Below are 23,780 nucleotides of genomic sequence, written 5' to 3'. Positions count from 1 at the left end.
CAATGGCTTATTTGATTAAACGACGCAAATCTTGTCGTAAATCATGCGTCACGAACGCAAGCCCGGGGCCTCCTGCCCCGTCCGCTCGACATATTCCGTATAACCGCCGCCATATTGATGAATGCCGTCCGGCGTCAGTTCCAGAACGCGGTTCGACAAGGCACCGAGAAAATGCCGGTCGTGCGATACGAACAGCATCGTACCCTCATAGGCGGCAAGCGCCTTGATGAGCATTTCCTTGGTATCGAGATCAAGGTGGTTGGTCGGCTCGTCCAGGACCAGGAAATTCGGCGGATCGAACAGCATTGCCGCCATGACCAGGCGGGCCTTTTCCCCACCTGAAAGCACGCGGCACTTCTTTTCGATATCGTCGCCGGAAAATCCAAAGCAGCCGGCGAGTGCACGAAGCGGAGCCTGCCCAGCCTTGGGAAAGCGCTCTTCCAGCCATTCCAGTATGGTCGCGTCCCCGTCGAGCACGTCCATCGCATGCTGCGCGAAATAACCAAGCTTGACGCTGGCACCGATATTGACATTGCCTTTGTCCGGCTCGGCAGCGCCCGCGACCAGTTTCAGCAGCGTCGATTTTCCCGCACCGTTGACGCCCATGATGCACCAGCGTTCGCGGCGGCGGACCATGAAGTCGAAGCCGTCATAGATCGTGCGGCTTCCATAGGTCTTGTGCACGCCCTTGAGGCTCACCACGTCCTCACCCGAACGCGGCGCCGGAGCGAAATCGAAGGCGACGGTCTGGCGACGGCGTGGCGGCTCCACGCGATCGATCTTCTCCAGTTTCTTCACGCGGCTCTGGACCTGCGATGCATGGGAAGCACGCGCCTTGAAGCGCTCGATGAACTTGATTTCCTTGGCAAGCATCGCCTGCTGACGCTCGAACTGGGCTTGCTGCTGCTTTTCGTTCAGCGCCCTCTGCCCCTCATAGAAAGCATAGTCGCCGGAATAGGTGGTCAGCGAGCCGCCGTCGATTTCAATGATCTTGGTGACAATGCGGTTCATGAATTCCCGGTCGTGCGAGGTCATCAGCAGCGCGCCGTCATAATTCTTCAGGAACGCTTCCAGCCAGATGAGGCTTTCGAGATCGAGATGGTTGCTCGGTTCGTCGAGCAGCATCACGTCCGGACGCATCAGCAGGATGCGCGCCAGCGCAACGCGCATTTTCCAGCCGCCGGAAAGCTTGCCGACATCGCCATCCATCATTTCCTGCGTGAAGCTCAGGCCCGCCAGAACCTCGCGCGCGCGGCCGTCCAGACCATAGCCGTCCAGTTCCTCATAACGCGCCTGCACTTCACCGTAGCGCTCGATGATCGCATCCATCTCGTCCATGCGGTCCGGATCGACCATAGCAGCTTCAAGCTCGCGGAGTTCCGCTGCCACCACGCTGACCGGGCCAGCACCTTCCATGACTTCCGCCACGGCAGACCGTCCGCCCATTTCACCGACATTCTGGTCGAAATAACCAACCGTCACGCCTTTTTCGACGGAAACCTGTCCTTCGTCGGGCTGTTCGTCACCCGTAATCATCCGGAACAATGTCGTCTTTCCCGCCCCGTTGGGACCGACAAGGCCGATCTTTTCGCCGCGGTTCAAAGCGGCGGACGCCTCGATATAGAGAATTCGATGGCTGTTGGACTTGCTGATATTGTCGATGCGGATCATGAAACGGAAGAACTTTGTAAGAGGATGGAACGTAAGGCGGTCGCGTTGCGGCCTCCCTATGCCATGACGGCACGGTCAAGTCACCCTGCTTCGCGATTGTGAGCGTGACAGAATGTTCAGGGAATGTTGTGCAGCCAATGCTCGGTCGAGAATTTCTCGACCACGAGCTTTTCCGCAGCCGCGTATTCCTCCGGCGTAATCGTGCTGCTGACGCCGCCATTGAGCGACACGAAGGTTTCCTTCATGCGCTTGATGACTTCCTCTCGCGGCAGGCCCGTCTGACTGCGCACCGGATCGACGCGCTTGACGGCACTTGCCGTGCCCTTGTCGCTCAGCTTCTCACGCCCGATGCGCAGCACCTTCACCATCTTCTCGGCGTCCATGTCGTAGGCCATGGTTACATGGTGAAGGACCGTTCCCTTGGAAAAGCGCTTCTGCGCCGCGCCGCCGATCTTGCCTTTGGAACTCGAAATATCGTTGAGCGGCTTGTAGAAAGCGTCGATGCCAAGCGAATTGAGCGCTTTCAGCACCCAGTCGTCCAGAAATGCATAGGAATCAGCAAAGCTCATATCACGCACGAGTTCGCCCGGCGCATAAAGCGAATAGGTGATGGTGCTGCCAGGTTCCACGAACATGGCGCCGCCGCCGGTCACGCGGCGGACGGTCTCGACGCCGAATTCGCGTGTCGCTTCCATATCGACTTCGTTGCGCAGCGACTGGAACGCGCCGATGATGATGGCCGGGCGCTCCCATTCCCAGAAGCGGAGTGTAGGCGCGCGGCGCCCCGCGGCGACTTCCTGTGCCAGGACTTCATCCAATGCGAGATGCATGGCGGGCGAAACCGCAGGCATTTCAACGATCTGCCACTCGAAATCCCGCCATGTGCGCGCAACGCCCAGTGCTCGCCTGACGGCTATCGCCACCGCTTCGGGGCTGAAACCCAGCATCATGGCATCCGGGCGGAGGCCCGCCCTCACCGCGTCTGCGATTTGCTCCGACGATGCATCGACTGAAAGGCCCTCAATGGCATTGCAGATGTCCTGCAGGGCCTCGTCCGGCTCAAGGAAGAAATCTCCCGCAACCTGCACATCGCTCAGGCGTCCGTCGCGGACATCCAGATCGACAACGACAAGTTTTCCACCGTGGACTTTATATTCGCCATGCATGCGGGCAGCCTCCGAAGAGTGAAGGTGAGTGTTTCACTCTCATTTCATGAAACCTGCGGGAAAGGAAGCTCGTTCCGAGCAAAAGAGCGGGACTATTCCAGCTTCAGATGGCGCGGAACGTTGAACAAGCGATGTCTGGCGCGCCTCTTTCGTTTTGTGGCCGACATAAAACCCGACGGCAATCATGCCCGCCAGCACGACGATGATCGACGTGAAACGAAAAGGCAGTCGGTGCATTTCAGAACCTCATTCTTGCCGCAGCAAACCAGAGCGGAAAATGTTTGTCGACCCCACCTCATGGAATTCTTAACCACCCGGCAAAATTCCCATTGGTCACAGCACATTCATCCTCTGTTCAAGATACCGGAACTAAAGCATATTTCACCGATATCAGAGGGACACATCATGATACCTGCACTCAAGACGACCATTGCTTCAATATGCCTTGGCGGCCTGGTAACCGTCCTCGCCCCGCTTGTTGCACCGGCATCGGCAGCACAGCTGCAGCGTTGCGCAAGCGAGAACGGAATTTGCCAGCTGCCCTACCCGGCCGAAGTGGTTTACGGCACTGGCGGACGGAATACCTCGCGCTTCATCGACCGCCCGCAGGTCAACTGCTCCAACCGGGTTTTCGGCGATCCCGCGCCGGGCCAGAAGAAGAGCTGCTCCTTCGTCGTTCAGGATCGCTGGGACAGGCCAGATCGTCCGGGCCGTCCTGATCGCCGCGATCGTCCGGGCCGGTATGACCCGTATGACCGCTACGAAGATCGCGACCGTGACCGTGACTGGAGCCGTTGCGCGAAGGAAGGCGGTTTCTGTGATTTTTACGGGCGCAAGCGCGTCCGCTACGGCGCTGAGGGCCGGTTCACGGAAGGCGTCTTCCGGAATGGCGTTCGCTGCGACAACCGCGCCTTCGGCGATCCGGCACGCGGCAAGGCCAAGGCCTGCTACGTTCTCGACTAAAAACCAGCCATGAGCATCCAAAAGCCCGGAACGAACAGTCCGGGCTTTTTTAGTTAAAGCAGAATCTCGAATATACTTCTAACTTGTTGTTTTCTTGTATTCTTCTGCAAATTCATGGACTGAAACACAAAAAGGCGGCGACCGCTCAGGTCGCCGCCCCTGTCGCTAGAAACATGGACTGGAGGTCATCATAGTTCTACGACAATGCTTGTGCCGTTGGCGGCACTATCAGCCAGTCTGTCAGAACGAGCGCTGGAAACGGATCTTGCCCTGCCAGGCGTCCTTGCCGTCCATGCTGGTGTTCTTGTCCTGCCACTTGGTGTAGGAAACTTCAGGTGTAATGGTGAAGCCCGGAACCAGCTGGTAGGCGACGTTGGCGGTTGCGGCGAAGGTTTCGCTGTCGTCGTAAGCGGCCTGCACGTTGAAGGTCGCCTTGCTGGTCGCCTTGAACGCTGCACCGCCCCAGACTGCCCAGTCACCGCCCCACGTGCCGTAGAACGAGTCGACGATACGCACGCGATAACCACCCGACGTGCCGTAATGATCGTCGTTGGACTTATAGGCGCCCTGCAGCCAGACCGAGAACTGATCGGTGATGTTGACATCGCCGCGGACCTTTCCGGCCCATTCCTCATTGCGGGCGTCATAGGCTACGACGCCTGCGATCTTGCCCCAGCTCTGCTCGTATTTGAGACCGCCAACCACATGGGGCATGTAGTCCTTGATGGTGACGTCCACGTTGGAGTCGGAATTGCCGCCTTCTTCGAGCGAGACGATGGCCGAGAAGCCGTTTCCGCCCTTGAAGGTATAGCTGATGAGGTTGGTGCGATAACCGCCGGCGAGGATCACGTCGTCGCTGATGACGTTGCCGAGATAGCCGGTGAAGGTAACGAATGCCGATTCATCCAGACCGACACGCAGGCCGCCAAGCTGGATATAGGCATAACGCAGCGAGGTGCTGGTGGAGCCGCCATTGTAGTTGTCGGCCTTGCCGTTTCCGTCGCCGTTCCAGTCATAGCGCAGTTCGCTATAGGTCTTGAGCGTGCCGAGTTCCGTTTCCGAAGCGGTGGAGAAACGCAGGCTGACGCGGGCCAGCTTGTTCCAGGTGTCGCGCTCCAGCTGTGCCGGGGTGCGAGCATAGTTGTTGTCGCCGCCGCTTGCATCATAGCGAACATAGCCATGAATGCGCAGGCAGGTTTCCGTTCCCGGAATGTAGAAATAGCCAGCGCCATATGCATCGCATACGCGAACATATTCGACTGCTTCGGGTTCAGGCGCCACGATTGCATCGGCTGCCTGCGCGCCGGAAATCGCTACGAGCGATGCAGCCGAACCAAGAAGAATTTTTCTGATAGTCATAAAATGCGTCTCCAGTGGAAGAGTTAGACGCCACCGCTATATTTATTCACCAGAATTTGATCAATGTTTATTCGATGTAAGTTTTGTGAATTATTCATATGCGATATAAAAACTACTTCATATAGCATTATATGTACTTCACCTATTCAGAAATAGACAAAATAATTCTTTTCATCGCCGCAACATGCAACGAATCCACCATTCCAGCGATTTTGTTAGTCTGCCCCTTAATGCCCGTCCGATCCGCTCAACAAGCGGTCGCCCTCGCCTAACCGGCGACGGTGAAGGTTTTATAACAGCATGAAGAAATATACGTCGTAACGCCGATAATGGGCCGTTGTTGCGGCCTTCCGCGAAAACCGCGACTCGTCAATTCAACTGTCAAAAATGTTGATTCGTCATTGCGGACCTGACGAAGTGAATTTCCTCGGTCATTCTCCCCTCCGATAAAGAAAACAAACGGAACAGGGATAATGCAATGGTCTTATTCTCTATTGTCATAGGCGTTCTGACGTCTGCGGTGGTGATTGCAGCGTGCATTATGCTTTGGAGATATGAACGTTCCTGAGACCGATGAAGTTTGACGCGCTGCCGCCGCCTTTCGACAGAAAACTCACGTAAGCCCGACAGAAAATTCACACGATCTTCACAAACGCAGGGCCATGCTCCGGAAAACTGAGCAAGAATTGGTGCTGTCGTGTTTTCTGATACCGTGAACAATTATTGGCGTGACACCTTTCGTGGGGAAGGCGTCGTGTTTGAAGACAAAGACTTTTCGATCGCCACCACGCCGGCGCTCGAGATTGAAGCCGATGGCGCCATTCTTGAGATGGCGGATAGAACGCTGGTCGTTCTGCGCGAGGCGCTGGCCAGGCAGTTGCTTTCGGACACCCCGTCAAGCGCACCGGAATTTCACCGCCGCCTTGATAGGGCTGGCATAAAATGCCACGGGGCAGACCACCTGTTCTATTTTCCCGCGGCGGAGCTGAAAAACATCGCCGAAATGGACGTTTCTCCCGATATACGTCTGCTTACGGAAGAAGACGCCGCGCTCTTCAATGCATTCTGCGATAAGGCCACCGAGGATGATCTCGACGCCGCGTCTGTGGAACTTGATCACTGGCTTGTCGCTGGCGCATTCGATAACGGCGAGCTTGTCAGCGCTGCAAGCATGTATCCATGGGATGACATGAAACTCGCGGATACGGGCGTGCTGACCTTGCCTCATGCAAGAGGCAAGGGATATGCATCCAGATTGTTCCGTGGGATTAGCCATTTTGCGATCAAACGGGGCTTTGAACCGCAGTATCGATGCCAACTCGACAATTTGCCGTCCGTTGCGCTCGCCAAAACCTGCGGCCTCGTAGAGTTCGGCAAATGGGATGTCATCCTGTCGCGATAGACCATCCGCGCCGGTTTGCGATAAACTCGCAATCGACAAGCCGGAATTTTCCGGCTTCTTTCGTGCGCGCTCGCGGCAAGTGCGGCGAGCCGGATCATTCGGCGTGGAAGTAAGGAAATGGTGGGCGTGACAGGGATTGAACCTGTGACCCCTCCCGTGTGAAGGGAGTGCTCTCCCGCTGAGCTACACGCCCGATGAGCAGTGCTCAATCAAGGTGGTGCGGATATACTGGCCTGCGCCTGCATAAGTCAAGCGTCTGGTGTGCCACTTCCCAAAGAGATTTTATCTTCTGCCTGTCTGTCCCGAGCGACAAACAAAAACGGCAACCATTCTGCAATGGTTGCCGTTCTGTTTTGAATGGCAAAGGATTTCAGAGCGCTGCCAGACGCGAACCCGCCGTCTTGTCGAATGCCTTCTGCAAGCCGGAATCACGGTCATAGACATCGCCATAATAGCGAATCTGGCCGCTCGCATCCGGCCATGCCGTGAAGTAGGAGATATAGACAGGAACCGGTTCCTTCACCTTGATGCCGCGTTCGTTCTTGCCGAAATACTTGTCCAGATCCTGCACGGTTGTTCCCATGACGGCAGCGGCCATGTCGCGCGGGCGTTCCAGACGGATGCAGCCGTGGCTGAGCGCCCGCATGTCGCGACTGAAATAGGACTTGGCCGGAGTGTCGTGCATGTAGATGTCATGCGAATTGGGAAACAGAATCTTGAGTTCGCCCAGCGCATTGTCGAGGCTCGGCTTCTGACGAATGCCGACATGGGCCTTGCCTGCGGCAACCGCGCTCCAGTTGACGGCGCTGGCCGAAACCTTCTTGCCGTCCGCATAAACCTCATAGCCGTTGCGGTCGAGATAGCTCGTGTCCCGCATGACCTTCGGCAGCATCTCGTTCAGGATGATGGAGCGCGGCACGCCCCATGACGGGTTGAAAACGACCGTCTGCACCTTGTTGTAGAAGAAATAGGTCTGGTGGCTCGGAGAGCCGATGACCACATTCATGGCCAGCTTTTCTTTTCCATCCTCGAAATATTCCGCACGGTAAGCCGGCTGATTGACCATCACGTAGCGCGTGCCGAAATCATGCGGGAGCCAGCGCAGGCGTTCCATGGAATAAAGGATACGGTCGCGCTTGACGGAGGACTGCTCGCCCTGAAGGGCAGAAAGCGTATTGCGGCCAATGACGCCGTCCGGCGTGCTGCCGGAAAGCTTCTGGTAGTCCTTGATGGCCGCAACCAGTTCCGGATCGTAAACGTCGCCGTTTGCATGGGCGTCCAGCACCTGCCTGTGCTCTGCCAGATAGCTGGCGGGCGCATGTCTCGAAATGAGGGCGACCACCTTGCCAAGCTGCGGGTTGGCATCGCCGGGCTTGATGACGCCATTCAGCGAGATACGGATCGGTTCAGCAGAGGGCGGCTCGGTATTCGCCAGTTCGCGCTTCAAGGCCGCATATTGCTCGTTGTCCGGCTGGAAGCCATGGAGATAGGCAGCCGGATCGCTTTCCGACGCCAGTTTTTCGAGAACGGTTTTCGGATCGACGCGATCGCGCGGCAGGTCGTGGAAACCGCTGAGGCGGTCGGCGATCACCCGCCCCTCGCCTGCATCGATGGCATAGCGCAGAGCGCGTGCCGACATGCGGATTTCAAATTCTGCAAGTTTCTGCTGGCGCTCGGCTTGGGCCGCAGCGTCGAAAGTATCAGCCGGAATCGTGACCGCATATTCGTCGGGATTGAGCCCGTCTTCATCGGCACGGGCAAAGAAAGCAGCGACGTCCTTGGCGCGGTCCAGCACCTTGTCATCGGCCGACCACATGAAGCTGCGCTTGTTCGAATAATAATCGACGATAGCCTGCGCTATCTTTTTTTCGGCTTTGACGTTGACGGATTTCAGATAGTCCACCGCTGCATCGAATGCACGCTGCCCAGGGGTTTCCTCGTGCATCTTCGGGCGGATCGGCGACATGCCCGATGTCAACGGATCGACCGTAGCAGGTTCAGTGGCCGCCGTGACGCCCATGTCGAGCGCGCTGAAATCGACATTGACCAGAGCATCGGGCTTGTAATCGTAAATCTGCGGGCCCTTCACCGTCACGCGCTGGGCTGGCGGAACGCTGCGCGCGGCCGTGTTCGGCGTAGACGGGCGCGGGGCCGCTACTGCTTTTGGCGTCGCAGCTTTTGGAAGCTCCGGCTGGGGCGCAATCTGTGGCGCCTGCTGCTGGCGGCGCTGCTGAAAAAGCTCCAATAACGAATTCGCGGCTTCAGCCTGCGCCGTGGGTAGAAACACCGAAGCTGCCAGAGCCAGCGCCGCTGCGCGACGGATAGTTAGTCCGCGCCCAGCGCTGCTCTTCTCATCTGTCTGCGAGTGTCTGGGAAACTGCATTTCAAACCGCCCAAATTGATGCGTTCGCTGAACAAGCGAATCCGTCCGAATCTCGCACGTAGAATTTACCAATCTCGTATAGAAACTTTTAACGCTAATGCTTCGGGAAGCAATTTCGCGTTCCACACCTATCACAATTGTTTGAGGCACCTTCTTGGGAGACCGACCCGGATTGCCCTGATGAACAAAGTGACGCAGTGGCATCCATCCCGCATCGCGCTAAAAGCCCCTCAGACTTTGGTTCCGGAGCTGTCTTCGGGGCTTCGATCAACCTATCGCGCGAGCCGGAACGGTGACCATTTCCGGCTGGCGCAGCTGGCAAGCAAGCGAGGTACCGCGATGGCAGAAGCAAGCGCCGCCGATCTTTTCCCTCTTGGCGAAGACGACACCCCTTACCGCAAGCTGACTTCGGATCATGTTTCTGTCGATACGTTCAAGGGACAGGAAATCCTGACGGTTGACCCGGAAGGGCTTCGCCTGCTTTCGGAAGCGGCTTTTGCCGATATCAACCATCTGTTGCGCCCCGGCCATCTTCAGCAGCTTGCCAGGATTCTCGAAGACCCGGAAGCGACCGACAACGACCGGTTCGTTGCCTACGACCTCCTGAAAAACGCCAACATCGCCGCTGGCGGCGTGCTGCCCATGTGTCAGGACACCGGCACGGCCATCATCATGGGCAAGAAGGGCCGCCGCGTGTGGACCGAAGGCGGCGATGCCGATGCGCTGGGCGCAGGCGTTCTCGACGCCTACAACAAGAAGAACCTGCGTTATTCGCAGCTGGCACCCCTGTCGATGTTCGAGGAAAAGAACACCAAGAACAACCTGCCCGCGCAGATCGATATCTATGAAGAAGGCGAAGACGCCTACAAGTTCCTTTTCGTCGCCAAGGGCGGCGGTTCGGCGAACAAGACGTTTCTCTATCAGGGAACGCCATCGCTCCTCACCCACGACCGCATGATCGATTTCCTCAAGGACAAGATCCTGAGCCTCGGCACAGCCGCCTGCCCGCCTTATCATCTGGCGATCGTCATCGGCGGCACTTCCGCCGAGATGAACCTGAAGACGGTCAAGCTCGCCTCGACGCGCTATCTGGACAGCCTGCCGACCAAGGGTTCGGAAACCGGGCACGCCTTCCGTGATCTCGAAATGGAAGCTGAAATCCACAAACTCACGCAGTCGCTCGGTGTCGGCGCGCAGTTCGGCGGCAAATATTTCTGCCATGACGTGCGCGTCATTCGCCTGCCTCGCCACGGCGCTTCACTGCCGATCGGCATTGGCGTTTCCTGCTCTGCGGATCGTCAGGCCAAGGGCAAGATCACCAAAGACGGCATCTTTCTGGAAAAGCTGGAAACCAATCCCGCCAAGTACATGCCGGACATTGACGAGGAAAAACTGTCGTCGCATGTGGTCAAGATCGACCTCAATCAACCGATGCAGGACATTCTCAAGGAATTGTCGAAGCACCCGGTCAAGACGCGCCTGTCACTCTCCGGACCGATCATCGTGGCGCGCGATCTGGCGCATGCCAAGATTCGCGAGCGGCTTGAAAACGGCGAAGCCATGCCGGATTATTTCAAGAACCACCCGATCTATTATGCAGGCCCGGCCAAGACGCCTGCCGGGTACGCGTCCGGCTCGTTCGGCCCGACCACGGCTGGCCGCATGGATTCCTATGTAGACCAGTTCCAGTCCTTCGGCGGTTCGATGGTGATGCTCGCCAAGGGCAACCGTTCGCGCCAGGTGCGCGAAGCCTGCGGCCAGCACGGCGGCTTCTATCTGGGTTCCATCGGTGGCCCGGCTGCCCGTCTGGCGCAGGATTGCATCAAGAAGGTCGAGGTCGTCGAATATCCGGAACTCGGCATGGAAGCGATCTGGCGCATCGAAGTGGAAGATTTCCCGGCCTTCATCGTCATCGATGACAAGGGCAACGATTTCTTCAAGGAGCTCAATCTGGGCTAGGCAGTTCAAGCAAGAGACAGAAAACAAGGGCGGCGCGAGCCGCCCTTTTCGTTTCAGGCGTTGGCTCCACCGTCGACGGTGAGCGAGGCTCCCGACACGAAGCGTCCTTCGGGGCTGGCAAGCCAGGCGACCAGACTTGCAATATCGTCGGGCGAACCGAAGCTGCCGGTAGCGATGCGTTCGCGCTGCTGTTCCGCATGGTCGCCTGCTGCCGGATTCATGTCGGTATCGGTCGAGCCGGGGTGAACGACATTGACCGTGACGCCTTTGGGGCCGAGATCGCGCGCCAGCCCTTTCGTCAGACCGATCAGCGCCGCCTTGCTTGCCGCATAAAGGCTGATGCCCGGCCAAGGCACGCTTTCGGCGAGATTGGAGCCGATGGTGATCACGCGTCCGCCAGTACCGAGATGCGGAACGGCTGCGGAAACGGCCGCAAAGACAGCGCGGAAGTTTACCGCCATTACGTCATCGAAATCGGCAAGCTTGACCTGTTCCAGCGGGGCAGCATGCCAGATGCCGGCGCTGTTGACCAATATATCCAGACGGCCGAATTCCTTGACGGTATTTTCGATGGCCGCTGCAATCTCGCTGGCATCGCGATTGTCGGCCTTCAGCGCCAGCGCCTTGCCGCCATCGGCCAATATCCCGGAGACCACTGTATCGGCCTTTTCCTTACCATTCACATAGGTGATTACGACTGCCGCCCCATCTTTCGCGAGCCGCCGCGCAATTGCGGCTCCGATGCCACGGCTTCCGCCAGTGACGAAAGCAACCTTCCCGTTCAGAGCTTCTGCTGGCATGTCATTTCCTTTCTGTATCAATTGATACATAATTGCTGACAGGCTTGCGCTGAGCGGTCAAGCGATTTATTTATTGATCGATACAGAAAGGAGGGAGCATGGCAGACAAAGGACGCCCCCGCAGCTTCGACCGCGAGACAGCGCTGCGTACTGCAATGCTCAAATTCTGGGAAAAAGGTTTTGATGGCGCGTCGCTGGCCGACCTGACAGCCGCCATGGGCATCAATGCTCCCAGCCTCTATGCAGCTTTCGGCAGCAAGGAAGGGCTCTATCTTGAAGCCCTCACCCTTTATTCCGGTGAAGTCGGGGTAGAAATATGGTCGACGCTGGATAAGACGCCGGAGGTCCGCCGGGCATTCGAGCAGTTTCTCTACGCCACTATCGACGCTTATTGCCAGGAATCGGTGCCTCGCGGATGCATGATCGCGCTGGATGCGCTGCACCGTACACAGTCAAGCGACAAGGTCTGCACCGTGCTGCGCAACTGTCGCCAGGCCAATATCGAAATTTTGAAAAAGCGGCTCGAGCGCGGCATTCGCGACGGCGACATAGCCATGTCGGTCAACTGCGAAGCGGTGGCAACCTTTTACGCAACGGTACAGAACGGCATGTCCATTCTTGCGCGCGACGGTGGAACACGAGCAGACCTTACTGCAGCGGCGCAGGGCGCCATGGCGGCATGGGACAAACTTGTTCCCGGCGAAGCACGATCAGGCGACGAGCCTTAACCCCGGAGCATCATCAAGATAATCCGCCACGATGGACGCTACTTCCGCACTTGCGATGATCCGGCGATGGCCAAGGCCGTCGGCCCAGCGCACCGTGACATGGGAACCAGCTTTGCCAACCATTTCCGCGCAAATGGCGGGAACTTCCTTGTCGTCATGCGCATGAACGACCAGCGTCGGTATCGTCATGCGGCGCAGGAGCACATCGGTATCGAAATCCGTGATCGGACGCGCCGCGATGTAGCGGACCTGCTCCTTCATGGCGTTGCGCGCATCGCGGCCAAGCCCGAGCACTTTGCCGAAACCGTCGAAAACGCCCGCCATTGAGTGCGGAGAGGCAATCGTCACCAGCTTTGCCGGGCGGTGTGACCGGTAGCAACCGACGGACCCCGCCGCCGCATTGATGATGACCGCGCCGCCAAATGAGTGACCGATCATCGCGTCGAACGGGCCGTACTGGCGCCATGCCACATCAACGGCGGCGATTGCCTGTATCATGTTGAGCGTGTGGCCCGCTGATGCACCATGTCCCGGCAGGTCGAGGGAAACGACCCGTTCGCCGCGTGCGACAAGCTCACGAATGATCGTCATCATGTCGGCAGTGCGCGATCCCCATCCGTGGACGACGAGCGAGGTGCGCCCCACCGGAACCTTCGGCTCGAACAGATAAGTCGCGATCAACCCGCGATCGATAATCAGATCGAGCCGCTTTGCCTGGCCAAGTTCCGTGTTCGCTTTTTGAAGGCGCGCCGCATAGGCCTTCGTCTTCGGCTTGCGGCTTGGCGTCCGACAGAAAATCCTGAATGCCGCGCGGCCCGCCTTCTCGGCATCAATGCGTCCGAGCACACCCAGGCCGAATCGCGTAACCTGCAAAGAGAACGATGTCATGACAGGGCCTCAATTATGTTCAATCCTGAACAAATAATTGTACAAGAATGAACAAAATGCAAGACGAGACTCAAAAACTGCCGTGGGATAATCCCCGCTTCAAGAACTGGATTGCCGTCGCGCGCGCCGGCAAGGCGGTAGAACGCGCCCTCGCCCAAGGGCTATCGACCTTCGATCTGAAGATCGCGGACCTCGATGTACTGATGAATATCTATCGCCATCCCGGCGAATCCCAGCACGATCTTGCGCGCCGCATTCTTGTCGGGCGCTCAAACATCACCATGCTGCTGCCAAAGCTGGAAAAGCGTCGCTTGCTGGTGCGCGAAGGCGACCCGACGGACAAGCGTGTGATGCGCCTGACCCTGACTGCCAAGGGCGAAAAGCTGCTGGGACACGCGCTGACGGTCTATACGGAACTGATCGACCGCGTCATGGCGCAGTCGACAGCCGCGCAATGCAACGCGATGGGCGACGTGATGCGCCGCATCTGCGAAATGCTGGAGAAGGAATAGGTCAGCGGTCCCGCTTGAGCCCCTTCCCGGCAAGCTCATCGAGATAGGTTTGCCACAGCGTCTCCTTCTCGGTGCCGAGCTTGTGGAGATAGGTCCACGAAAACAGGCCGGTGTCGTGCATGTCGTCGAAAGTTATTCGAACGGCGTAATTGCCGACCGGCTCGACCTTCATGATTTCGACATTGCGCTTGCCGCCAACCGTCACGCGCTGTTCCGGCGAATGGCCCTGCACTTCCGCCGAAGGCGAGAGCACACGCAGCAATTCGGCGGCCAGCTCGAATTTCTGGCCATCGTCGAATGCCACCGTCAGCAGCCTGCGGTCGTGCGAAACGCGCAATTCGGTCGGCCAGACTTCGCTCATAACCATTCTCCAGCTTGGATATTCGCCAGCTTTGATAGGCCCCGCGTTAAAATATCGCAATAGGCGCGATCATTATTGAAAGAGCTTCGTGCGCGCGAAACTGGACAATGAAGTCCGTAGGTCCTATCTCTAGAGAAACGATGCGGACATTCTTGCGCAACAAGCGGAAACAACGGCTTATGATGCACACAAACCAAGCCCAGCCACTTGTTTCCCCGACTGGACCCATGATCGATCCTTTCGGGCGCGCCGTCACCTATCTTCGCGTTTCGGTTACAGATCGCTGCGATTTCCGGTGCACCTATTGCATGGCGGAACATATGACGTTCCTGCCCAAGAAGGATTTGCTGACGCTCGAGGAACTGGACCGGCTTTGCACCGCCTTCATCGACAAGGGAGTGCGGAAACTGCGCCTGACCGGCGGCGAGCCATTGGTGCGCAAGAACATCATGCACCTGATCCGGCAGCTTTCGCGCCATTTGAAATCAGGTGCGCTGGATGAACTGACCCTCACCACGAACGGATCGCAGCTTTCACGCTTTGCCGACGAACTGGCGGAGTGCGGGATACGCCGTATCAATGTCTCGCTGGATACGCTCGACCCTGAAAAATTCCATCAGATCACCCGTTGGGGCGATCTGCCCCGCGTTCTTGAGGGGATTGAGGCTGCACAGCGTGCGGGTATCCGCGTCAAGATCAATGCGGTCGCACTGAAGGATTTCAACGAACATGAAATTCCTGAACTGATCCGCTGGGCGCATGGCCGCGGCATGGACATGACCCTTATCGAAACAATGCCGATGGGCGAGATCGAGTTCGACCGCACCGACCAATATCTGCCGCTGTCGCAGGTAAGGGAAGACCTGTCGCGTCAGTTCACGCTATCGGACATCCCGTACCGCACGGGCGGCCCTGCCCGCTACGTGACGATTGCCGAGACAGGCGGGCGGCTGGGTTTCATCACGCCGATGACCCATAATTTCTGCGAAAGCTGCAATCGCGTCCGGCTGACCTGCACGGGGATGCTCTATATGTGCCTCGGCCAGAACGACGATGCCGATCTGCGCAAGGCGCTGCGGGAAAGCGAAAGCGACCTGCTGCTCGGCCAGGCGATTGACGAAGCCATTTCGCGCAAGCCGAAAGGGCACGATTTCATCATCGACCGCGATCATAATCGCCCGGCGGTTGCGCGCCACATGAGCCTTACCGGCGGTTGAGCCGCCTATACTTGAAAAGCACAAATCACCTGAAATAGTTGTCGCGAGATCGACTTTAAAACGGTATGCAATCCAAGGCTCAGGCCCAAAACGGATTCTGTATCGTGCCGCAATCAGCGAATTTTCGTGCAAGTATTTTCATGCTTCTCGCCATGGGGACCTTCACCATCGGCGATACGATCACAAAATATCTCCTGACCGAGATGAACAGCGGGCAGTATATGCTGGTCCGCGGCATATTCGCGACGGCGCTGATCGGTTTGCTGGCATGGCGCCACGGCGCGTTGCGCAATCTTTCGCTGGAGAGGATGACGATCCTGCGTGTTGTGGGCGAAGTCGTCGCCACGATCACCTATATTTACTCCCTCGGTCATCTTTCGCAGGCCTTCTGTTCCGCCGTCTTTCAGGCAACGCCGCTTGTCGTGACGCTCGGGGCGGCGCTCTTCCTGAAGGAAAAAGTGGGCTGGCGTCGCTGGTGCTGTATCCTTGTCGGGTTGGTAGGCGTTCTCATCATCATCCGGCCTGGAACGGATGGCGCGGCGAGCCTGGCCGCTGTCGCCGTGCTTCTCGCCAGCGTGTGCTTTGCCGCAACACGAGATATCGCGACACGCCGCGTGCCGGCGCATGTACCGACCCTCTTTCTGTCGACATTGACCGCAGGCGCGATAACATTGACGGGCGGCGCGCTGACAGTTCCCATGGGCGGATGGCAGCCACTCGGGATGACCGCCGTCGGCGCCATGGCCATTGCCGCCGTTTTGCTTCTCGTGGGTTATCACTTCATCATTCTGGCGATGCGCGAAGGCGAAGTCTCGTTCGTTTCACCGTTCCGCTATTCGAGCCTGCTCTGGGCGATCGGCCTCAGCACTTTGATCTTCGGTGAAGCGCCTGACATATATACGATCATCGGATCTATTCTGGTGGTCGGAAGCGGCGTCTACATGGTCTATCGCGAAAACGTATTGAAGAAGCGCGAACGCAACAAGAGCACGCTCGCGACGATCCCGACGGGCGTGGAACCGTCATGATAGCAGGGGCCATCATCGCCGGGGGGCTTTCCAGCCGCATGCAGGAAGGTGGCGTTGCGGGCGACAAGTTCCTTCAGCCACTCAACGGCGAGCGCTCGATCATCGCCCACGTCATCACGCGCATCAGCCCGCAGGTCGAAACTCTCGTTGTCAATGCGAACAGCGATGATCCCCATCTGGCCAATCTCGGCGTACCGATCATAAAAGACCTGCCTTCAAAACATGGCGGCCCACTTGTCGGCATCCTGTCGGCTTTGATCCATGCGCGGGGGGCTTCCCTTTTACTGACAACGGCAGCCGATACGCCGTTCCTGCCTCACGATCTCGCCGGCCGCCTTCTTTCGCGTCGAAATGAAAGCGGAGCGCGTATCGTTCTCGCCAGTTCCCTTGACCGGGTGCATCCGATTTTCGGCCTGTGGGAAACGGGGCTGGCGCATGAACTGTCCGCCTGGCTCTCCGAAACGAACAGGGCGAGCGTGCTTGCGTTCGCTGAGTATATAGGTTTTGAGACCGTCGATTTTCCGCTTGCCTTCGCTGGCGATAGTCCGGAAACATATGATCCGTTCTTCAACATCAATCGGCCCGACGATCTTGTCGCGGCCCGAAAACTGGCTGAGTCGATGGAATGAACCAGAAGCTTTTCGGCATTACCGGCTGGAAAAACTCCGGCAAGACAACAATGACCGAACGCCTGGTGACATGCCTTACCGCCCGCGGATACCGTATCGCCACGATCAAGCATGCCCATCACAATTTCGATATCGACCATGAAGGAACTGATTCCTGGCGGCATCGAAATGCGGGAGCGGTGGAAGTCGCCATAGTCTCGTCGCAGCGCTACGCGATCATGCATGAGAGCACAGGCGAAGAAGAGCCTTCCCTGCGTGAGATTGCCGCCAAACTGGCGCCCTGCGATCTTGTCCTGGTCGAAGGCTACAAGCGCGAAACACACAAGAAAATCGAGTTGCGTCGGCAGGGGAGCCATGAGGGGCCCGCGCTTTCCCGCGACGATCCGACCATCGTCGCCATCGCCAGCGACCAGCCCCAACCCGACGAAGCAGTGCCCGTGTTCGACATCAATGATATCGAGAAAATAGCCGATTTTGTCCAACGCGAGATGGCGTTCTGAGCAACTCCCTAAATTTTATGGTCAAAATAGCGATTTCCATTATAACGAGACAAAAACATGCAGAAAATGCAGACGAATTCACTCTCAAGAGACACAATTTAATTACACGGACCATCTTGCCAATCGTCTAAAAATGGTGGGAATATCGCCGACAGACCTGATGGTGGAGATGGAAGCGCGAAAAAATATTGCGCATGATCGGCTCAACCATCTATTGGTAGGGACAAGGGGAATCCGCTGCCAAACGTGCAATTTAAAGTTACACGGTCGTGAGTGCCCCTTAAGCGGCTGAACCAGAAGAAATAATCAGGGAACCAGCCAAAACAAACGAGAGGACTGAAAATGCGCGTATTGAAGCGTATCGCCACTGCAGCATCGGTCGCAGCACTGGCAATCACAATCGGCAGCATGGCTGCTGGCGTTGCCAATGCAGAAGAACCACTCAAGCTCAAGATCGGCACCGAAGGCGCCTATCCTCCCTTCAACTTCATCAATCCGGACGGCACCCTCTCGGGCTTCGACGTCGATATCGCCAAGGCGCTCTGCGAGGAGATGAAAGCCGAGTGCGAATTCGTTACCCAGGAATGGGACGGCGCTATTCCTGCGCTTCAGGCAGGCAAATTCGACGCCTTCATCGCATCCATGTCCATCACGGACGAGCGCAAGAAGCAGGTCGACTTCTCCAATAAATATTACAACACGCCTCCCGGCATTGCGGCTCCTAAAGACACCGACATCAAGGGTGTGACCAAGGAAGACCTCGCAGGCAAGACCATCGGCGTGCAGGTTTCCACCACGCATTCCAACTACTCTGAAAAGACCTTCACCGACAGCACGATCAAGGCCTATCCGACGGCGGAAGAATATCGCCTCGATCTCGCCAATGGCCGTCTCGATGCCGTCAACGACGACAGCGTCACGCTGGCCCAGTGGCTGAAGTCCCCGGATGGGGCTTGCTGCAAGATGGTCGGTACGTTCCCGCCAGTTATCGAAATCCATGGTCCGGGCGCTGGCGTGGCCTTCAAGAAGGGCCGCCCCGAACTGGTTGAAAAGTTCAACGCAGCCATCAAGGCCATCCGCGCGAACGGCAAATACAAGGAAGTCAACGACAAGTACTTCGACTTCGATGCTTATGGCGCCGAAAACTAATCCAAATTGATAGACATGCGCCGGTTTGCGTTTTGGCAAACCGGCGCAAAACATTTGTACGGGCATGCCGCACAAGCCTCGCCGGGTTGATGCCCGCAGGCGATAAAAAGCACAGGCAGTTGCCTTCAGGAAAAAGAATAGGCGCATGGAACATTACGCCACTTTGTTGAGTTTCGGCCCGGACGGTTGGGGGGCAAGCATTGCCTGGGGCCTTCTGGTTACCGTCTCGCTGGCCCTCGCAACACTTCCCGTCGGTCTCGCACTTGGATTTCTGGTTGCCGTCGGCAAACAATCCAGCGAACCCTCGATACGGCTGGCAGCAAACATCTACACGACGATCTTTCGTGGTTTGCCTGAACTTCTGACCCTCTTTCTCGTCTATTTCGGCGCATCGCTGGGACTGCAGCGGCTCTTGAGCCTGTTCGGCGTGGAAGCCAATGTCGAAATCAATGCGTTCGGCGCGGGTATGGTCGCGCTGGGCTTCGTCTTCTCATCCTATTCGAGCGAAGTCTTCCTCTCGGCATTCCGCGCCATCCCGCGCGGGCAATATGAAGGCGGTTATGCCGTCGGCCTGTCGCACTGGCAGACCATGCGCAAGGTCATCCTGCCGCAGCTGATCCGCATCGCCCTGCCCGGTCTGGCCAATCTGTGGCTGGTGCTTCTCAAGGATACATCGCTGGTTTCCGTCATCACCCTGTCGGATATCCTGCGGCAGACCTCCATCGCGGCGCGCGTGACCAAGGAACCGTTTCTGTTCTTCGGCATAGCCTGCCTGCTCTATCTGGTTCTCGCAATCATCTCGTCCTACTTCATCGACCGCATTGCCCGCTGGGCCGATGCAGGCGCCAACCGTTCGCGAGGTGCATGATATGAGCCAGACGGCTTCCAACACGACAGTCCCGGTGATGGCCCCGCCGCCAGTGGTAAAGCAATGGACGCGGATGCGCGTCGCAGGCCACGTCATCGTCGCCTTATGGTTCCTTCTCTTCGCCGGCCTTGCGATCTATCTCTACAACGCATGGCGCGTCGATCTGTTTGAAACCTACGGGCCGCGCTACTGGTCCGGTCTTCTTATCACGCTGAAGCTGGTCGCTGTTTCTATCATCATAGGCGCCCTGCTCTCGCTGCCGATCACGGCTGCGCGCATGTCCAACAATCGATGGCTTCGCGGACTTGCCTTCGGCTACGTCTATTTCTTCCGGGGCACACCACTGCTCGCGCAGACATTCCTTATCTATTACGGTTTTGGCACCTTCCGTCCGTTTCTCGAAAGCATCGGGCTTTGGGTGTTTTTCCGCGATGCATGGAATTGCGCGATTCTGGCGTTTTCGCTCAATACGGCGGCTTATCAGGCTGAAATCCTGCGCGGCGCCATCCAGAGCGTGGCGCTCGGCCAATGGGAAGGCGCCGCGGCTCTTGGCATTTCAAAGCGTGTGACCTTCTGGAAGGTCATTCTTCCGCAGGCGCTTATCGTAGCGCTGCGCCCTTACGGCAACGAAATCATCCTCATGATTAAGGGTTCGGCCATTGTCGCCATCATCACCGTGCTCGACCTTATGGGCGAAACGCGCCGCGCCTATTCGCGGACCTTCGATTTCCAGACCTATCTCTGGGCAGCGGTCATCTATCTGGTGATCGTCGAGTGTCTGCGGCACGTTTGGGATTTTCTCGAACGACGACTGACACGTCATCTTGTTCGCTAGAGATCACTAAATAGGCATAAGGCAAAATATCGTCCCCGGAAGTCTTGCGACTTTCGGGGACGATCTGTTTAGAATGCATTTTTCGACAGTAATGCAACAGGCTGAGTCATGCTGAAAATCTGGGGTCGTATCAATTCCACAAATGTGAAGAAGGCGCTCTGGATAGCGCGGGAACTTAATCTCGACTATGAGCAGATCGATGTGGGCGGCCAGTTTGGTGGCCTGAAAGACCCCACATATCTTGCGCGCAATCCGAACGGGCTGATTCCGCTACTGGAAGACGGCGACACTGTGTTGTGGGAATCCAATACCATCACCCGTTACCTTGCGGCAGTCTATGGCAAGGGAACGTTCTGGATCGAGGACCCGGCCATGCGCGCGCAGGCTGAAAAGTGGATGGATTGGGCCTCCACCTCCCTCGCCTCCAATTTCAGCGATGTCATCAAGCATCTGATCCGGTTGCCGGAAGCGGAACGCGATCCGGCCATTCTGGAACGCGGTCTTCAGGGGCTGGCTCATTCGATGCAGATTGCCAATGACGGCCTCAAGGATGCCGCCTGGTTTTCGGGCGACAATTTCGGCATTGGCGACATTCCCATCGGTTGCTATGCCTATGCGTGGTTCGAGTTCCCAATTGAGCGCCCCTCTCTCCCACGGCTCGAAGACTGGTATGACCGTTTGAAACAGCGTCCGGCCTATCAGGCAGCCGTTATGACGCCTCTCACCTGATTGCTTACATCTATCCAGAGGAATGAACGAATGACGACACCCGCTAAAGTCGCCTTTCTGGGTTTGGGCGTCATGGGCTATCCCATGGCCGGACATCTCAAGAACAAGGGCGGTCACGACGTCACGGTTTATAACCGCACGACGGCCAAGGCCGAAAAATGGGCAAAAGAATTCGGCGGCAGCTTTGCTGCCACGCCGGCCGAAGCCGTTCGCGATGCGGATTTTGTTTTCGCCTGTGTCGGCAATGACGATGATCTTCGTTCCATCACCATCGGCCCGGATGGCGCATTCTCGACCATGAGGAAGGATGCGATCTTCATCGACAATACCACGGCCTCCGCGGAGGTTGCCCGCGAACTGGACGCCGAAGCGCAGAAGCGCGGCTTTCACTTCATCGATGCGCCTGTCTCCGGCGGGCAGGCAGGTGCCGAAAACGGTGTGCTGACGGTCATGGTTGGAGCGCCGGAAGCTGTTTTTGAGCGCGTCAGGCCAATAATCGATGCTTATGCGCGCATGGTCGGCCTCATGGGCCCGGTCGGCTCGGGCCAGCTTGCAAAGATGGTCAACCAGATCTGTATTGCCGGCCTTGTTCAAGGACTGGCGGAAGGCATCCATTTCGGCAAGAAGGCTGGTCTCGATATCGAAAAGCTGATCTCGGTAATCTCCAAGGGGGCAGCGGGTTCCTGGCAGATGGAGAACCGTTCCGGCACCATGAACCAGGGCAAATACGATTTCGGCTTTGCGGTCGACTGGATGCGCAAGGACCTTGGCATCTGTCTTGAGGAAGCGGACCGCAATGGCGCGCTTCTGCCGGTTACGGCTCTCGTGGACCAGTTTTACAAGGAAGTGCAGAAGATCGGAGGCAACCGCTGGGATACGTCTTCGCTGCTTGCGCGGCTTGAACGGTCCTGAGCCCAAGCGGTTTCCAACAAAAAGCCCGGCAACGCCGGGCTTTTTTCGTGTCTTAAATGTCGAGCTTAGAACTTGACCTTCGCAGTGAGTGACAGACCGCCGACAAAGTCGTTACCGAACTCGCCTTTGGAACCGGTCAGGCTCGGCTTGCCGCCGACAACGGTATCGTCGAGTTCACCGGAAGAAAGCCAGCCAGCAGCACCGGCCAGGCGAACTTCGAACTGATCGTTCGGCTTGTAGTTGGTACCCAGGCCAAACAGCCATACGTCAGTCTGCGACGTCATGCCTGTGCTGGTGCCACGATCCCAGGTTACGGTACCGGCCACCGACCATTGTTCGTTGAGCTTATGGCCAACGCCACCGCTTACCGTCCAGCCATCCTGGTAATACAGGTTCAAGCTCGTGATCGTCCTGCCCTTGGGAGCAACTCTGCTGTCAGACGCGTTGAAATCCACGTGGGAGATGGATGACCAATCGGTCCACTTGACCGAGCCGAAAGCAAGCCAGTCTGGTGCGATACCGGTCTGGAACTTGAATTCAACCGACTGAGGTGTCGCCACATCGCTTTCAACATTGATCGGCACTGCGCGTCCGCCGACAATTGCCAGGTTATCAATCGTGCCTTCAAGGTTGTACTTGACCTTGGACTGATAAACGAGCGTTGCGCGCATTGCATATTCAGGGATTTCGTAGGCCGCACCGAGACGCCAGCCCACAGCTTCATCCTCTACATCCAGAGATGCAATACGAAATGGGCCGGGGAATGGGAAATTCGTCGGGTTATTTCTTGGATCAATCCCCGGAATCATGCGGGTTTGTTCGCCCTTGAGTTCTTGGTAGCTCACACCGCCTAAAATACGGAAGTAGCTTTTTTCGCCCGCTGCAAAACGGTACGAACAGTTCACGCCGTAATCGTGCGAAGAAATCTTCTGCTCGATCGCCGTATACATGCGAACCGTATCAACGCCGACGTCGGTGTGAATACCCCAAGGCTGACGATACTGTGCCGCACAAGCAAAATCGTCGGTCAGATCAAACTTCGCAGATGCCTTTGGTACCCAATAGCCCTTGGCTTCATCGACCTCGGTTTCGTAAGCCCGCTTGGTGATTGGATTGATCCCGCCCGTCATTGCACCAATAGGCGAACCATGAATATTCTTCAGTTTACGCTGAGGAGCGACATAAGTGCCGGTCGTATCAACGACATTGCCTTTTTCGAAAAGAATATCGAAATCCTGCGAGCTGCGCTCGAAGCCGCCCGCATGGGCAGCGACCGCGCTTCCGAGGAAAGCTGCGACCATCCCTGCCATTTTCACGCGCTGTACACTCATAAATGTCCTCCCACACAGCAACGGTATTAACGTTGACGAAAACGTAAATCAGGAAGGATTCAGCCCGCAAGATGCATTAATTTGGATTAGCGTTATGGAACTTTCGACACATATGCGGAAAATGGCTAAAACACCGATCATATCGTCGTTTCATTAGTAAAATTAGACCAAGCACATGGCAAAACATGCCTGAATCGGCCAATTTTCGGCCGCTTTTTCGCCTTGTTGCGAAAGCGCAACATTGCTCAAAAACAATCGAAACGCCAGTTCGATCACTCCCTCTGCCGCTTGAAACGCGCCGAAATGCGACTACCGCGCAACAAAACACCCGACAGCGGAGGCTGCCGGGCGTTTGATTCGACCGAAATCTGTTTTCTTACGTCAGGTCAA

At 57.1% G+C, this 23,780-nt stretch carries 22 protein-coding genes and 1 tRNA gene; 14 read left to right on the top strand and 9 right to left on the bottom strand.

The annotated features are described in order from the left end of the window. Positions 1-48 precede the first annotated feature (48 nt). A complete protein-coding gene (locus tag ACOWVS_RS05390; RefSeq protein ID WP_006472737.1) occupies positions 49-1,671 on the bottom strand; it encodes an ABC-F family ATP-binding cassette domain-containing protein in 1,623 nt (540 codons plus the stop codon). 116 nt (positions 1,672-1,787) lie between these two features. Then, a complete protein-coding gene (locus tag ACOWVS_RS05385) occupies positions 1,788-2,837 on the bottom strand; it encodes a lipoate--protein ligase family protein (RefSeq protein ID WP_006472738.1) in 1,050 nt (349 codons plus the stop codon). Between the two features lie 405 nt (positions 2,838-3,242). Between ACOWVS_RS05385 and ACOWVS_RS05380 the strand changes: the two genes are divergently transcribed. Beyond that, positions 3,243-3,800 (top strand): hypothetical protein, encoded by a 558-nt coding sequence (locus tag ACOWVS_RS05380; RefSeq protein WP_006472740.1) that lies wholly within the window; start codon positions 3,243-3,245, stop codon positions 3,798-3,800. Between the two features lie 240 nt (positions 3,801-4,040). Here ACOWVS_RS05380 and ACOWVS_RS05375 read toward each other — a convergent pair whose 3' ends face one another. Continuing rightward, positions 4,041-5,159 carry a porin gene (locus tag ACOWVS_RS05375; protein WP_006466749.1) on the bottom strand — a complete coding sequence of 373 codons (1,119 nt, stop codon included), beginning with the start codon at positions 5,157-5,159 and terminating at the stop codon, positions 4,041-4,043. Between the two features lie 754 nt (positions 5,160-5,913). Between ACOWVS_RS05375 and ACOWVS_RS05370 the strand changes: the two genes are divergently transcribed. Continuing rightward, entirely contained in the window at positions 5,914-6,561 is a 648-nt protein-coding gene (locus ACOWVS_RS05370) for a GNAT family N-acetyltransferase (RefSeq protein ID WP_139309254.1), read from the top strand. A gap of 118 nt (positions 6,562-6,679) precedes the next feature. On the opposite strand, the gene ACOWVS_RS05365 is transcribed toward ACOWVS_RS05370, so the two are convergent. Together ACOWVS_RS05365 and ACOWVS_RS05360 are read right to left on the bottom strand one after the other, a co-directional pair. Continuing rightward, positions 6,680-6,754 (bottom strand) — tRNA-Val (locus ACOWVS_RS05365). A 177-nt stretch (positions 6,755-6,931) separates the two neighbouring features. Beyond that, the gene (locus ACOWVS_RS05360; RefSeq protein WP_006472170.1) at positions 6,932-8,944 is read right to left on the bottom strand and encodes a L,D-transpeptidase family protein; all 2,013 of its coding nucleotides are present in this window, start codon (positions 8,942-8,944) and stop codon (positions 6,932-6,934) included. 339 nt (positions 8,945-9,283) lie between these two features. Here ACOWVS_RS05360 and ACOWVS_RS05355 point away from each other — a divergent pair, with 339 nt between their 5' ends. After that, positions 9,284-10,903 carry a fumarate hydratase gene (locus ACOWVS_RS05355; protein WP_025091462.1) on the top strand — a complete coding sequence of 540 codons (1,620 nt, stop codon included), beginning with the start codon at positions 9,284-9,286 and terminating at the stop codon, positions 10,901-10,903. A gap of 53 nt (positions 10,904-10,956) precedes the next feature. Here the strand turns inward: ACOWVS_RS05355 and ACOWVS_RS05350 are convergent, their stop codons facing one another. Then, positions 10,957-11,703, bottom strand: a complete 747-nt coding sequence (locus ACOWVS_RS05350) for a 3-oxoacyl-ACP reductase family protein (RefSeq protein ID WP_006472168.1) — start codon at positions 11,701-11,703, stop codon at positions 10,957-10,959. Positions 11,704-11,801: 98 nt separating this feature from the next. Between ACOWVS_RS05350 and ACOWVS_RS05345 the strand changes: the two genes are divergently transcribed. Further along, positions 11,802-12,431, top strand: coding sequence for a TetR/AcrR family transcriptional regulator (locus ACOWVS_RS05345; protein ID WP_006472167.1), 630 nt, complete (start codon positions 11,802-11,804; stop codon positions 12,429-12,431). On the opposite strand, the gene ACOWVS_RS05340 is transcribed toward ACOWVS_RS05345, so the two are convergent. Continuing rightward, the gene (locus tag ACOWVS_RS05340; protein WP_006472166.1) at positions 12,414-13,319 is read right to left on the bottom strand and encodes an alpha/beta fold hydrolase; all 906 of its coding nucleotides are present in this window, start codon (positions 13,317-13,319) and stop codon (positions 12,414-12,416) included. The two genes, ACOWVS_RS05345 and ACOWVS_RS05340, sit on opposite strands and share 18 nt — an antisense overlap. 47 nt (positions 13,320-13,366) lie before the next feature. Between ACOWVS_RS05340 and ACOWVS_RS05335 the strand changes: the two genes are divergently transcribed. Further along, a complete protein-coding gene (locus ACOWVS_RS05335; protein WP_021585103.1) occupies positions 13,367-13,831 on the top strand; it encodes a MarR family winged helix-turn-helix transcriptional regulator in 465 nt (154 codons plus the stop codon). A gap of 1 nt (position 13,832) precedes the next feature. Here the strand turns inward: ACOWVS_RS05335 and ACOWVS_RS05330 are convergent, their stop codons facing one another. After that, on the bottom strand, positions 13,833-14,192 hold the full coding sequence (locus ACOWVS_RS05330; protein ID WP_006472164.1) for a gamma-butyrobetaine hydroxylase-like domain-containing protein: 360 nt from the start codon (positions 14,190-14,192) through the stop codon (positions 13,833-13,835). Between the two features lie 182 nt (positions 14,193-14,374). Between ACOWVS_RS05330 and moaA the strand changes: the two genes are divergently transcribed. The 9 genes from moaA to ACOWVS_RS05285 all read left to right on the top strand — a co-directional run bounded on the left by moaA (position 14,375) and on the right by ACOWVS_RS05285 (position 22,059). After that, the gene (moaA, locus tag ACOWVS_RS05325) at positions 14,375-15,409 is read left to right on the top strand and encodes a GTP 3',8-cyclase MoaA (RefSeq protein WP_006472163.1); all 1,035 of its coding nucleotides are present in this window, start codon (positions 14,375-14,377) and stop codon (positions 15,407-15,409) included. Between the two features lie 140 nt (positions 15,410-15,549). Beyond that, on the top strand, positions 15,550-16,437 hold the full coding sequence (locus tag ACOWVS_RS05320; RefSeq protein ID WP_031345994.1) for a DMT family transporter: 888 nt from the start codon (positions 15,550-15,552) through the stop codon (positions 16,435-16,437). Further along, a complete protein-coding gene (gene mobA, locus ACOWVS_RS05315) occupies positions 16,434-17,066 on the top strand; it encodes a molybdenum cofactor guanylyltransferase (protein WP_006472161.1) in 633 nt (210 codons plus the stop codon). The genes ACOWVS_RS05320 and mobA overlap by 4 nt, the downstream gene beginning before the upstream one ends. Next, positions 17,063-17,566, top strand: coding sequence for a molybdopterin-guanine dinucleotide biosynthesis protein B (gene mobB / locus ACOWVS_RS05310; protein WP_006472160.1), 504 nt, complete (start codon positions 17,063-17,065; stop codon positions 17,564-17,566). The genes mobA and mobB overlap by 4 nt, the downstream gene beginning before the upstream one ends. 342 nt (positions 17,567-17,908) lie before the next feature. Continuing rightward, positions 17,909-18,715 carry an ABC transporter substrate-binding protein gene (locus ACOWVS_RS05305; protein ID WP_006466734.1) on the top strand — a complete coding sequence of 269 codons (807 nt, stop codon included), beginning with the start codon at positions 17,909-17,911 and terminating at the stop codon, positions 18,713-18,715. Between the two features lie 145 nt (positions 18,716-18,860). Next, on the top strand, positions 18,861-19,583 hold the full coding sequence (locus ACOWVS_RS05300; RefSeq protein ID WP_006466733.1) for an ABC transporter permease: 723 nt from the start codon (positions 18,861-18,863) through the stop codon (positions 19,581-19,583). Between the two features lies 1 nt (position 19,584). Continuing rightward, positions 19,585-20,418 (top strand): ABC transporter permease, encoded by an 834-nt coding sequence (locus ACOWVS_RS05295; RefSeq protein WP_006472159.1) that lies wholly within the window; start codon positions 19,585-19,587, stop codon positions 20,416-20,418. A gap of 108 nt (positions 20,419-20,526) precedes the next feature. Next, the gene (locus ACOWVS_RS05290; RefSeq protein ID WP_006472158.1) at positions 20,527-21,147 is read left to right on the top strand and encodes a glutathione S-transferase family protein; all 621 of its coding nucleotides are present in this window, start codon (positions 20,527-20,529) and stop codon (positions 21,145-21,147) included. 30 nt (positions 21,148-21,177) lie between these two features. Next, positions 21,178-22,059, top strand: coding sequence for an NAD(P)-dependent oxidoreductase (locus ACOWVS_RS05285; protein WP_006472157.1), 882 nt, complete (start codon positions 21,178-21,180; stop codon positions 22,057-22,059). Between the two features lie 65 nt (positions 22,060-22,124). On the opposite strand, the gene ACOWVS_RS05280 is transcribed toward ACOWVS_RS05285, so the two are convergent. Then, positions 22,125-23,360 carry an OmpP1/FadL family transporter gene (locus tag ACOWVS_RS05280; protein WP_021585100.1) on the bottom strand — a complete coding sequence of 412 codons (1,236 nt, stop codon included), beginning with the start codon at positions 23,358-23,360 and terminating at the stop codon, positions 22,125-22,127. Between the last annotated feature and the right edge of the window lie 420 nt (positions 23,361-23,780).

Origin of the sequence: Brucella sp. IR068, assembly GCF_049065885.1 — a bacterium.
GTDB lineage: Bacteria > Pseudomonadota > Alphaproteobacteria > Rhizobiales > Rhizobiaceae > Brucella > Brucella intermedia.
The sequence above is the reverse complement of the archived record's forward strand: the minus strand, read 5'-3'. Positions and strand labels throughout refer to the sequence as shown.